Annotated in this window: 8 protein-coding genes; 3 read left to right on the top strand and 5 right to left on the bottom strand. The window is 31.4% G+C overall.

Features of this window, described 5'->3' with window-relative positions; translation table 11 throughout:
• Positions 1-8: 8 nt before the first annotated feature.
• The 4 genes from WG945_RS07910 to WG945_RS07900 all read right to left on the bottom strand — a co-directional run bounded on the left by WG945_RS07910 (position 9) and on the right by WG945_RS07900 (position 3,779).
• Positions 9-173, bottom strand: a complete 165-nt coding sequence (locus tag WG945_RS07910) for a hypothetical protein (protein WP_197482063.1) — start codon at positions 171-173, stop codon at positions 9-11.
• A gap of 18 nt (positions 174-191) precedes the next feature.
• A complete protein-coding gene (locus WG945_RS17745) occupies positions 192-407 on the bottom strand; it encodes a T9SS type A sorting domain-containing protein (protein ID WP_394364772.1) in 216 nt (71 codons plus the stop codon).
• A gap of 165 nt (positions 408-572) precedes the next feature.
• On the bottom strand, positions 573-2,969 hold the full coding sequence (locus WG945_RS07905) for a WD40/YVTN/BNR-like repeat-containing protein (RefSeq protein WP_068448905.1): 2,397 nt from the start codon (positions 2,967-2,969) through the stop codon (positions 573-575).
• 42 nt (positions 2,970-3,011) lie between these two features.
• Complete coding sequence (locus WG945_RS07900; RefSeq protein ID WP_068448902.1) at positions 3,012-3,779, bottom strand: WD40/YVTN/BNR-like repeat-containing protein; 768 nt, start codon at positions 3,777-3,779, stop codon at positions 3,012-3,014.
• 1,164 nt (positions 3,780-4,943) lie between these two features.
• Between WG945_RS07900 and WG945_RS07895 the strand changes: the two genes are divergently transcribed.
• From WG945_RS07895 to WG945_RS07885, 3 genes are all read left to right on the top strand, one after another.
• Positions 4,944-5,378, top strand: a complete 435-nt coding sequence (locus WG945_RS07895) for a hypothetical protein (protein WP_068448900.1) — start codon at positions 4,944-4,946, stop codon at positions 5,376-5,378.
• A 14-nt stretch (positions 5,379-5,392) separates the two neighbouring features.
• Positions 5,393-6,112, top strand: coding sequence for a hypothetical protein (locus WG945_RS07890; protein WP_157603561.1), 720 nt, complete (start codon positions 5,393-5,395; stop codon positions 6,110-6,112).
• Between the two features lie 185 nt (positions 6,113-6,297).
• Positions 6,298-6,525, top strand: a complete 228-nt coding sequence (locus tag WG945_RS07885; protein ID WP_068448894.1) for a helix-turn-helix transcriptional regulator — start codon at positions 6,298-6,300, stop codon at positions 6,523-6,525.
• Positions 6,526-6,868: 343 nt separating this feature from the next.
• Here the strand turns inward: WG945_RS07885 and WG945_RS07880 are convergent, their stop codons facing one another.
• Positions 6,869-13,723: a T9SS type A sorting domain-containing protein gene (locus WG945_RS07880; RefSeq protein WP_068448892.1), complete on the bottom strand. Its 6,855-nt coding sequence runs from the start codon at positions 13,721-13,723 to the stop codon at positions 6,869-6,871.
• Positions 13,724-13,752: the final 29 nt, after the last annotated feature.

Here is a 13,752-nt window from a genome sequence, read left to right as displayed (position 1 = left end):
AAAATTTATTAAAATCCGTTTCCAAGATTCTCTGGAGCAGAGGTAGCTTGTGCTTTTTGAGGGCTTAAGATCATATAGGTCCCTAAGGCTGTTAAAGCAGCATACTTACCATACTTTCCTATTTCTTTTAAAGCTTCTTTTCTATCTATTTTTTTATTGTCTTTAATATTCATGTGTTCGTTATAAAGAGGTTAGTCTATAATTATTTTTTTAGAAACTGATTTTCCTTCAGTAGTAACTTTTACTAAGTAAACTCCTTTAGAAAGGCCGTTTAAATCTAGAGGGCTATATTTTTCTGAAGATTTGTTTTCTTTTAATATAGCTTTACCGTTAAGATCAAATAAATCAATTTTTAAGGTTCCGGTGTTTGTTCCTTTTATTTGTAAGAAATTATTCTGATTAAAAATCTGAATTTTTGATACATCATTAGAAATTACACTTAAATCTTGCGAAGAGATGTGTACATAAAAACGTCCAAAACCACTAGCATCACTACTTAATGTTAAGGTGTATTTTTCTGTATCACTTAACTCGTAAGAACTACCAGTCTCTTTATCTTCTAAGAAAATTTTTTATCCTTCTGGTAAATTACTATTTAAAGCAGAAAAAGTAATTTCCTCATTCGCTTTTCCTTTAAGGTTTAAAGGAACTATTTGATTTTCGTAATCGTTATTTGGTATAGACTGAATTGTATAATCTTTATCGCTAGAGTTGTCTAATAATTTAGTTGTTAAATCAAATGCCGATGAATTAAAATTGATAATATCTTTTCCAGCATCAAAACCTGTAGTTGCATCTTCAGAAAAGATAATATCTGTATTTACTTTTATAGCTCCTTTTGCAATATATAGTTTTATATAAGGTGTTGTTTTAGTAATTTTACTAAAAGTATGATTACCTGTTAATGATGTTTTAGTACCTAAATAAGCATTGTTAAAAGTAACTATTTCATCAGTTCCAGATGGTTTCATTTTTATAAAGAATCCTTGCCCTGGAGCCAATACTTTTAAATCTGCAGAAGCATCATTTGTAAAAGCAACATATTTTTCTTGGCTATTTTCCCAAACATATACTGCTGGCGCATCAACTGCAAGTTTTGTTGTGTTTTCTAAAATAAAGTTTCCTGTAGCTTCTTTATTTGCTGGGTAATATGCTGTAAAAGGATTACCAACTGCAACCCATTTGTTATGCGTGGCATCTATATTTAAAGAACTTGTTTGTATAGTACCTGTAAAAGTAACTTCACCATCTGTTCCTTTAGACATAGAATATCCAATACCTTTTTCGAACTCTACATCTGCATCAATGTTTACATCAAAATATTCCCATTTTTCATTGGTTGCATTTGCATCATTATATTTAGCAATTGCATATCTGTTTGGATCTGCCCCAGTATCTGTATTCTTTCTGATATCATTATTAGCATATAAAGCAAAATCTTTTACTTTTTGTCCTGTAACGGGTGGTGTAACAAGACTCCATTTAGAAGCTAATAAACCACCTCTAACATAGGTTACTTTACCTGTGCTATTTCCTTTTGCAATTAATACACCACTATTAGCTGTATCAGAATATATGTATATACCGCTATTTGTAGAATGAGAATCAACATCATTTTCAACTGTTAAGTCAGCATTTTTTTCAATATTTAAATAACCACCGTCTGCAATTTCTAAAGATTTTGCAACGGCACCATTAGAATCTAAAGTTACCTCTTCGGATGTTTTTATAAAAACATCATCTGCAGTTGTTGGTAAAGTTTTACCTTCCCAACTAGAAGTGTCTGACCAATATACGTTTGCAGGAATAGTATTATCAAAGTATTTTTGGTCGTTATAAACCCACATTCCTCTACCAAAAGTACCTACATAAATGTTTCCGTTATTTGGACTTATCTTAATATCACTAATTCTTACATTTGGTAAATCTGTAGCTAGTTTAGACCAGTTAGTAGTAGAATTGTCGGTAAAATAAACACCTATTTCTGTAGCTAAATAAATAGTTTCATTAGTTTTATTTGGATCTAAAATAACTTTAAACATGATGATATTAGGTAAGTCGCCACTAATATTTGTCCAAGTATCTCCGTTATTTATACTTTTATACACTTTATTTCCTGCACTGTAACTTTTTACTGTTGCATATACTGTGTTTGTATTAGGTACTGCATATACGCTATTAATCTTAGCGCCACTAGGGCTTGCTATGGTAGACCAAGTTGCACCGTCATCTATACTTCTTTTAAGTGTAGAGGTTTCAGCAACTTCACCAATAGCAAATATTCTAACATTAGAGTTGTTAAGAGAAACATCTAAAAACTCTGTCATTGTTAATCCTGAGTTTAAGCTTGTCCAAGTGCCACCTCTGTTAGTAGATTTTTTAACATCTCCATGGCCTACATAAACTGTTGCAGCAACAGTAGGGTGTAGTTCTATTGGAGAAATAAAAGCTGCATTATCTTTATCTTCAGGTAATACTTGTGTAGCATTTTCGTAATGAAGTTGGTAACCATCATCGGTTCTGTTTAATTGTCCGCTTGTTCCTCCTAAATATCTAATATTTGGGTTGTCAATGTCTATAGCTGTTCCTGTTCCATCTCCGGCTACAGCTGCAACCCATTTTTGTGTTCCGCCCTGTGAAACTTTAGAAAAACCATCATTATCTTGGTTTGCCATCATATAATCATCGCCATTTAAACCATGGGTAATTGCAATATTAAAAGATTGTGTAATAATTAAACCACTAGAAATATCCGGGACATCTAAATCTGAAGTTGGTGAAAAAGAGCCCATTCTAAGTCCTGCATCATTTCCATTAATAATATGAGAGTCATCTGTAAATAATAAAAAGTGATGATCTGCATGCACATGAATTTGACCAGCAGGTAGTGGATTAGAATATGCATTTAAAACAGGAGTAAAACTATCTCCATTATCTATCGATTTCCATCCTTGTACACCACCCACCATTAAGTCATCTGAATCTGCAGGAGAAACAGCAATACATTGTATTTATCCACTTTGAGAATCAAACGGAGTAGGAGTGCCATTAATATCTGCTGTAACATGTATATTTTTAACTAAATCTGAAGCATCATCAGCAAAAGAAAAACTAAATTTTTTGAACATACCATTTTGATCTATTCCATAAAAATGAAGATTATCCGCAGGTGTAGCTGTAAGTCTTAATATGTTTTGTGTAGGGTAGTCTCCGTTAGTATTCACTGGAGCTTTAAATACACTATGTTGTACAAAATTATCTCCAGCATCATTAGAATACCATAAGCCTCCCCAGACATCAGAAACCACAACGATGTTAGTGTTAGATGGTTGAAAAACAATTGTTTGAAATTCTTCATTATAACCATTTGCATGTGTAAATCCGGCATCGTACCATGTAGCACCACTATCGGTAGATTTTCTTATTCTGTCATTTGTTAATGCAAAAAGAGTAGTAGGTGTTCCTGGTAAAAAACTAATATCTCTAATGTATTCATTTTGACTTAATGAAAAACTGAAATCAGGTAAAACAGTCCAAGTTTCTCCACTATTTGTAGACTTAAATAAACCTATAGAGCTAACGTGTTTGCTGTCTCTATCTCCCGTTGCCATATAAAGCGTATTATTAGCAGTTGTAGTAGCGCTAGTAGGTGTGGTAGATGTAGGGGCAATTAAAATATCAGTAACTCCCATACCAGCTAAGTGATCTGTTTTTGGAGACCAAGTAGCACCTTTATCTGTAGTTTTCCACAAACCACCAGAAGGAGTACCAATGTACATAATATTAGAATTTGCAGGATCTATTGCTACAACATCTACTCTACCAGGACCTGGATAATCAAAATTACCATTTTTTTCTACGATTGCAGTTGGACCAATTTGTACCCAAGGCTTTGTTGTAGAAGAAGATCTTGCTTTTGTATTGGAGTTGTTTTCAAATAAATTTAAATAGTTTTCTTTACAATCTCAAAGAAGTTACTATTTTCTTTAGAAGCTTCTTTTTTATAATTTATAGTTTGTGCATTTACTTGAAAGCAACCAATAAAGAATAAAATAAACTTTGTGTAATGTATTTTTCATGTTTTATTTAATGTTAAAAATATGTTAATACAAATATCATATTTTTTTAATTTAAAAACATTCGGGGTCAATAAATAAAACTACGCACAAGCTACGCACTTTGGTATCACGCTCTTTAGTCGCTATTTAATTAGAGAGTATTTAAGTTAGATATTCCTTTTTTTCTTGAAGTGTGTTGTGCTTGTCAATATTAATAATTGCGATATTTTTTATTTAAAAGCACTTAAATTAGAAAAAACCAGTAGTAGTAATTGTTAATGTGTTTCCCCTCGATTAGAAGGAACACATTAGCCAAACCTAGTCCCCCAACTACTTTCTGCTACAACAATTGTAAAATTACTTACTACTGGTAAAATTTTATTAGATAGAGTTAATTCTGCTTTATTAGAAATTGGTAATACCTAACTCATCAATATTTATTTACATCATACATTTCTGTATTTATTAAAATAATGTCTTCATGAATTCAGTTTTGATATGCTCTACATTTTGGTAGGTGTATATCGAATCAACTATTTTTAGATCAACTATTGGGTAAAATAGTTAAACGTTTATTTGTAATCATAAATTATTTTCTAAAAATATTTTTGTCTCATTAAAGAATCAAACATGCTTTTAAAATAGAGAATTAATTAAAAGTACAAATATGAATAAGTTTAAAAGAATAGTTCTTGTTTTCTACTACTCACTAACTACGCACATTAATAATAAAATTAGTGTTGGTTTTATAGTGCTTTTATAAAATATTGTCATAGAACTTCTTATCTTTCTTTTTTAGGTTAAAGTTATTAATCGTTATGGTTGTTAATGAAACTTTACTATTTTTGTTTATTATCCTAACAAATTATAAAGTCTCCGCTTATTTTGATTAAAAATAATAATAACAGCATTTTTAAGCTGATAATCTTTTTTCTAAGCATAAATTTTTATGCTCAGGAATCTAGTGGTGTTTATTTAAAATATATAGATTCTGCGAGCAATAGAATAGATAATTACCCAAGAATAGCTGAGCAATTTCTAGATTCTATCCCTAATCCTTTAGAAAAAAATATTAAAGGTAAACTTGCAGATTATTATCATCTTAAAGCAGTTTTAAGTAGTCACTTAAATAGGAGTGCCGAAGTTTATCATTATAATATTCTTGGACTAAAATATGCAGAATTAGAGAAGAATTATGAGTTAGCTGGTGCAGCTAGCATAGAGTTATTCTATAATTTATATATTGTTAAAAAGGATACTTCTGCCTTAAATTATCTTAAAAAAGCAGAAAAATTCTATACAATCATAAATATGGCTTGATAGATGTAATGCAAATGAAAGCATACATTGAGTTGTATAATAAGAATTACAAAAAAAGTAACGAATTAATCCGTTCTAAGTTAGATTGTTATAAGTCAATAAAAGAGGATTCTTTTTATCAGTTATATGCTTTATTTATGCTTGTAACTAATTTTGTAGATCTAAATGATGATGCAAATAGAATAAAATATTATACTGATTTTAAAACTTTAGAGAACGATACTACCATTACAAAATACCTTTATAAAATACATGATGTTTCTTTAAATATCAGTTTTTCTAAGATGTTTTTGACTAGAAAGGAATTAGATTCTACGGCTTTTTATTTAAAAAAGGTAGATGATATGCGTCTTTACATGAATAATTTTGATAAGGAAAATCAGTTTAAAAATTATATTGCATATTATGAAGAATTAAAGGACACACAAAATAAGAACAATTATATAGATTCCCTTAAAAACCATAATCAAAACTTAATTAATGAAAACATAAATGCCAGTTATAATATTAATGAATCATTTATAAAGAATTCTAAAATTCTAGAAGTAGAAACTAAGAAGAATTTTTTAAATAGAAATTGGATTGCATTTTTAGTTACTCTTTTAGTAGTAGGTGTTGTTTTTGTTTTTGTAAAATATAAGAGTCTAAAAAGAGTTTTAAAAGATTTTTCTAAACGGAGAAGAGAATATTCTCTAATTGAGAATAATCATGATAAATTAAAGTTAAAAGCTTAGAAAACTATATCGTAGATTTAAAGAAGGAAATTAAAAACATTTCTTCAATTACAAATATAGATGACTAAAGAAATAAAATTAAAAGCCTTCATAAAGATATTCATCATAGTTCTTCTGTTCTTTTAGTAAAAGGCGAAGATCATTTAGATTTAATAAATAATCTTAATGCAGAGTTTTTTAATCAAATGTCTATAAAACACCCAGAGTTAAATCCTTCTGAAGTGATTATATGTTACTATCTATTTATGGGCTTTAAAACGAAAGAGATTAGTGTTTTCTTAAACACCTCTGTTAGATCTGTAGAGAGTAAAAGATATCGAATTACAAATAAGTTAGGTATTAAAAAAGAAGATTTTAAATTGGTAGATTATTTAAAAGAAACCTTTAAGGATACAACCTCTTTTTCCTCATAAAAATATTAACATCTAATTACAATTATTTGTTCTATTGATAGAACCTAACTGTATTGAAGTAGGTATCATATATTAGGTCCTTTTAATTATCACATTACATATTATTACATCGTATAATTCTGTAGATGATTTATAATAGTAGAGGTTGGCTTGCATTCTAAAAACAACCAAGACTTTTTGGAATGAGTACTAGTACTATTCAGAAAAGAACTTTAATAGTTGGGGGTAATAGAACTAATATTGCCATTAAAAATTTCCTAAAAAAAAACTCTAAAGATTATTGTCTTTAGAGTTTTTTATTAAATCGACACCTCATTTTTGAACTAGAGGTATGGAGTATTTGCTATTCAATTACTACTTTCTTATTTATTGTTCCTTTATCTGTGTTCATTTTAACAATGTAAATACCAGTTGGTATTTGTTTTTTGATTTCTAATTGGTAGGTTTCTTTTTGTTCTTTAATAGTCCAAAGACTTATTTTTTTACCAAGAATATCAAACAATTCAACATTATTGATATACACTTCTTGATTTTTAGAAATTACAATTTTGTTGTTTTTGTTATCTGCATAAATATTGGTTTGTCTAGCAAGTAGATCTTCTTCTACACTAAGCGCAGTATCTTCTGTTGCTTCAAAAGCCAAAACAAATCTGTCTGTGTAAGTACCTTCTTTTAATTGATATGCTGCATTAATATCATTTATTTTCTGTGTTTTACCTGTTAATTTGTCTTTGATATATACATTTTGGTTGATGTTATTTATTTCATCTATACCAATAAGAACAATACTATTTTTATTTACTACAAGTTCTAAAGGTACTTCTAGTGCGTTTGTTATTTCTTGGACTCCTGCAATTACATATTTACTGTTATTGTTCGGGAATTTCCAATAGAAATCTGTAGTATTCACATCATACATTTCAGAGTCATACCCTTTTTCATATTCAAAAGAATTTGCCTGATTAAAAGAAATTCCTATTTGACGGTGTAAATTGCTTCCTTCATCATTAGAGTAGCTCATTCCTAATTTTAATATAGATAGGTTGTTGTTAACTGCTTTTAGAGCTGTTTTCTGATCGCTTTTTAAGAATATAGATTTACCATCTCCTTCTGTTTTATATTCTCTTTGACTATTATTAAATTTAATTTCTCCAGTGCTAATCCCCTCAACAAAGAACCCTTGGCCAATTGCAATATAAGGCTCTGGCGTTTTATATAAATTAGCATACTCACTACCACCAGAGTTCGCTACGCAAGAAATAAGCCCATCATCATCTTGAAATGTTAAATTATTCATACGCAAAAATCCATTATCGTTGGTTCCTGTAAAAGTAATATCACTACCAGCAGGTATGCATAATTTAAATGTTATATTACTGTAAAATAGACCAGTAGAAGGAAAAGTAAACTCTCCTTTATCTACGTTATTAATTTTTATGTTAAAAGTTTTAGTAAAGGATGATGCGTAATTTATTTTTAAAGTTTCTACTCCTCTAGGTATATTCGAAAATTTAATAAAATTTCTATCATTTAAAGAAACGACTGTACCTATAATATCTAGAAGTGATAATTTAAAACCATCTGTATCTGCATCAGGCACATGTTTAGCTTCTAACGTGTAGTCAACAGGACCTACTTCACCTGTTTTTACTGCTGTTGCCATACTTACGTTTTGAGCAGCATAACCACCAATATATCCTCCAAAGTTATGGCCAGCAGTTCCAGATGCTTCTGTTTCTGCTACATGTTGCCAAAAATAAAGTGTTGATATTAAATCGTTATTGTCATCCAAGAATTTTCTTGCATTTAAAGCAGAAGGGAAAGGGTTCCCTATTAAATACGATTGACCGGCAGTTATATTTTTTGTTGTAAACTCACCATCATTTGGTGTCCCTACAAATGTATAGTTTTGGTTTCTTCCAGGACCTTTAAAAGTATAACCATCACCTCTATCAATAAGTCCGTTTTTATATTTATGCGACCAATTTGCTCTTCCGTTGCTAGCAGGAGCATAGGTATATACCCAATAATCAGCTAACGATATGTTGGTTCCTGTATATGAACCATCATAACCAGAAACAAAATTAATTGTTTTAGGGTTGTATAAATCAGTACCATCTCTAAGAACAGTTTCTAAAGAATAGGTTGCCTTATTTAAAGTAGTAACCGGAGAACTCATATAGTTATAACGGTATTTACTTGGTACTTCTGAGTTTTGATCTACAAATAATTGTCCATTACCAGTAACTGCACTTGTATTGTTATGTGTTTGTATTAATTGTGCTAACGAACCTGATAAACGAATTTCTCCGTTTAATTCAATATCATTTGTAACTACTAATAATTGATCTGTTACTGTTAATTTTGCACTTGCATCAACGTTTAGTTTTCGAGCACTTAATCTAGTGTCTGTATGTGTGTAATTTTTATCAATTACAACATAACGAGATCTATCTGGATAACCGTTATCCCAAGTATCATCCGTATTTGTAGTGGTTTCTTCAATTCTATGTAAGCCTAACAATGTGTTAGCTTCTGTGTTAGAATCTTTTATTTCTGAAATTAATGGATCTTGAGAATGTCTTTTTGTACTGTTGTCTCCCGTTCCGTATCCAGATTGGTATGAATTTATAGCATCGTCTACAAACACTACCCATTCATCTTCTGTGTACGTTTTATTAGGTGCAGAAGATTCGTCTATTCTAACAAAAGAAGTTTTGTTGGCAATGTTAGCAACAAGGTCATACCTTTTTGCCCATGCATAAAGTCCATCTGCAGATGAAAGTACAATAATATCATCTGCTCCATCAAACTCTGTTAAGTCATTATTTTGTATAATATCTGCATTTCCTAAATTTGTAATAATAGAATTTGCGCTATTTTTAAATAATACCGATTTACCAACTTGTAGTACAGAGTTAACTTTATCTGAAGCATCTGGTTCTATATTTGTTAGATCATTAAGAGATGTATTTTTATATAAATGTATTTTTATATTATCTGCAGGTATATCTACAGAACCTACGTTTGTAATTTCGATCCATCTTTCTGAACCAAACTGATATACTTGCGTAATCATAACATTAGCAGCTTCTAGCTTGTCTCTATAATCTAGATCTCCAGTACCGGGGTTAAAATCGTTATCTATATCACCAAAACTAGCCTCTAAAGTAGCTGTATTTGTTACTTTGTTATTAGGGTTTAAACCATCATTTACAGTAATTCTAGTGTTTGTTGGATCATTATTATCATCAAAAAGATCATTTAGTCCATCTCCATCCGTATCTGCGGTAATATCTAGAATTGCATTAGCAGGATGTCCGTTTTCTGCAATGTCAGGAACCCCATCATTATCTGAATCGGTGTCTAAATAATCTGGAATATTATCATTGGCACTGTCTGTGTTTTCTGGAATAAAACCAATACCACTTCCTTCATAATTATCATCTACACCATTTTTATTAACATCAATCATTGCTCCGTTAGGATTACTAGGAGCTATATATCCAATAGAAGGTTGTGCTTCAATATTATCTGGAATTCCATCATTATCCGCATCAATATCTAAGTGATTTAATTTACCATCACCATCTGCGTCTCCATTTGGATATGAGTCTGGTGTTCCATCATTATTAGCGTCATCACCTGTAAGAATTAGTGCATTTGCAGTGTTTTCTGAATTACCATCTTGACCAACATCTCCATCTACAAGGTCGTTAAATCCGTCATTGTCTGTATCTACAAAATTATCTGCAATTCCGTCTCTATTTGTATCTGATCCGCCTGCTTCAATAACATCTGTAATTCCGTCGTTGTCTGAATCTAAATCTTGACTGTTTGGAATTCCATCTCCATCTGTATCTGTGTTGGTAAGGTTATTTCCTCCTTCGCTGCCATCATAACGATCGTCTAAACCGTTTTTATTAGCATCATTTTTAAGGGTGTCATCTGTTTTGATATCATCTACTTTACCATTACCATCTGTATCTTCGCCACCTGCTTCTACAATATCTGGAATTCCGTCGTTGTCTGAGTCTAAATCGAAGTGATTTGGAACACCGTCTTTATCTGTATCATATACATCAGGAATACCATCATTGTTAGAATCGGTATAGTTTGTTGCACTTCCGTCGCCAGCATTACCATTATCTGTAGTGTCTAAGTAGTTTGGAATACCGTCTCCATCTTCATCTCCATCAGGGTTATTACTTCCGCTTTCAATAAGATCAGGAATACCGTCGTTGTCATCATCTAAGTCAATAGCATCAGGAATACCATCATTGTCATTATCTTTGATATCTCTATAATTAAGGTCTCCGTTTCCTGGATTAAAATCATTGTCTTCATCTCCAAAAGAGTTTTCTAAGCTTGTTAGGTTGGTTACCTTATTGTTTGGGCTTAAAAATCCGTCATTTACTGTAAAACCAGTATTAGGATTGTCTAAATTATTATCAAAAAGATCATTTAAACCATCTCCATCAGCATCTGCATTTACATCTAAAATTGCATTAGCAGGATGACCATTTTCCTCAATATCTAAGATTTGATCATTGTCTGAGTCTGTGTCTAAGTAATCTGGTGTTTCATCTCCGTCGGTATCAATTGGAACAAAAACGTTACCATTTATTTCATAATTATCATCTATACCGTTCTTATTGGTATCTGTCATATTGGTTCCTTTTCCACTAGGTTTTATGTAATTAGCAGAAGTTTGTACTTCTATATTATCTGGTATACCATCATTGTCTGCATCTATGTCTAGATAATCTGGTATGCCATCTCCGTCTGTAGATGTTGGTGTATTACCTGTACCTGCACTTTGTGGAATTCCGTTAGTTGATGGTGTTGTACCAACTACTCCATCTGCCATCCCATCATTGTTGTCGTCTTTACCACCAGCTTCTATAACATCTGGAATACCATCGTTATCTGAGTCTAAATCTAAACGATTAGGGATCCCATCTCCATCTGAATCTGTATTACATAATTGTCTTACTAGAATATCATCAATAGCTAAATCGTTTCCATATTCTGCTTTCGTGTTGTTTCTAATAACAACGGTTATATTGCTGCTATTTAATGTAGTTAAAGGTGCTTTTGTACCATAATATTTCCATGCATCTTTACTGCCTGCTTCTTCTCTAACAATGTTTCCTGTATTTACAGGAGGACCTAAAAGTACTCCGTTTTGCCAAAGTTCTATTTGTATGTTAGGTAAAACTCTAAGAGGATCATTATTAATGTTATTATCAACATCTAAATTTAAGACCCAAAAAGATACATCTAAAAGTGCACCGGCTGTAATACCTGATATTGTTTTCTGATAAATAACATCAAGTGTTTTACCTGCATTTACCATTAACATATTGTCATTTGTAGGTGTTAAGTTACCACTTGTGTGATCTCCTACAGTTTGCCATTTATCATCTGCCCAACTTGCAGAGTTAGGGATGTTATTAAATACTGCGTAAAGGTCATCCTGTAAATCACGACTAGTATTATTGCTACGTGGATTTTTTAATTCTAAATAGTTATAATTTGTAGACGCTCCTCCAGATAAAGGAGTACTTATATTGTTTCCTATTCCAAAATCTTCATTAAGTAAAGGAGTTCCATAGATATCACAAGTATCTTCATCAACATCTAATATACCATCGTTGTCGTCATCTAAATCACAAATGTCACTAATACCATCTCCGTCTGTATCTAAGTTACCAGAAGAAGCTGCATCACAACGATTCCCTACGGTTATGTCATCATTTGTAGAGTCTCCAGAATCATAATTTGTAATAACTGTATCATTTGGACTTGTAACAGTAGCTGTTACTCCGTTTTGATAGGTTCCTAAATTTTGGTTTTCAGGGACTGCTATATCAAAGATAATGGTTACACTTCCTTTACCATCAATATCAAAAGTACCCCAATTTAGTGTAGTATCTCCTACTTGTGGTTTTGTTGTAGCAGTTTGTCTAGCATTGTTTAACACAACATTGGCTCCAGATACATAGGTGAAACCTGTGGGTAGAATATCTTTGGCTTTTATACCTTTTAAATCTACATTAGTCGCGTTTGTTAAAGTTATTTCGTAGGTACCGTTTTCACCAATATTAACATTAGGTGTGGTTGTTTTTTTTGTTACAACTAAACCTCCAGTTGGTATTTTTAAAACAATTAAGTCTATTAATATAAGGTCTCCTTTAGATCCTGCATATAAATTTAAGTTAGTAGTGTTTGGTGTGAAGTTACTGTTCATAACATCAATATCCCAACCTCCATAAGCACTTCTATTTGTTCCGTTTGCACCAGGTGCTGGGTCAGAAACACCTCCAGAATTTGAAAAATCAGCAGGGAAATTAGAAAACGAATTGTCTGAAACATTTATATATTCTCCCGTTAGATTTGCTGCTCCTTGTAATGAACCAACAGAAATACTACCAGCGGTATCACCACTATATACTTTATAGTCAGTTACGGGCACTTTTATAGTTTGATTTAAAAAATTTTTTAAACCATCATATACATATACTTGATTTATACCGCTCTCATCTGTAGGAGATTTATATACTACCAACATTTGCCAAGCTCTTACATTTTCTTGAGAATAGGCACATGCTTTTAATAAGGCATTATAGTCGTTATTTAATATTATATCTGCTTTATAGGTTCCTGCTCCTTTAGCTTTTACCTGTTCGGTAATATCGGCTAATTGGCCTTCGTATATTGGGCGAAGGGTTGTAGAGTTAGATGTAATACTTTCTCTGTAGCTTTTATCGCTATAAATGGTTTCTGTTGTTCCGTCAGGATAAGTGATGGGTATTGAGTTTGATAAAGGTGCGTATTCTTCTATATTTTTTCGATTATGCTTTACAAGTGCAAACCATTGTATGTAAACAGCTTGTATTAAAGCATCTTCAGGTAATGTTAAATTAGCGCTCGTAGCTGCACCGTCGTTTTTAGAACAGGAAGTGTCATTTGGATCTGTGTTATATTTAATTTCGCTATTCCCTATTTGTTTATAAGTTAGGTTAGCACCTGAGAATTTTTTATAAAAAGAAATATTATCATTAGTGTCCTGAGCATTTGTAGTAAAAAAGTTCGAAAATGCTAATAATGTAAGTAAAGTTAGGTGTAATGCTTTGTTTTTTAATAGGTATTGAATTTCCCCAAATTCACATACCTGAAAAGTATTATTTTTCATGGTTTTTTTGATTTTATAGTTCTTTGGGG

Origin of the sequence: Polaribacter atrinae, from assembly GCF_038023995.1 — a bacterium.
Lineage (GTDB): Bacteria > Bacteroidota > Bacteroidia > Flavobacteriales > Flavobacteriaceae > Polaribacter > Polaribacter atrinae.
The sequence above is the reverse complement of the archived record's forward strand: the minus strand, read 5'-3'. Positions and strand labels throughout refer to the sequence as shown.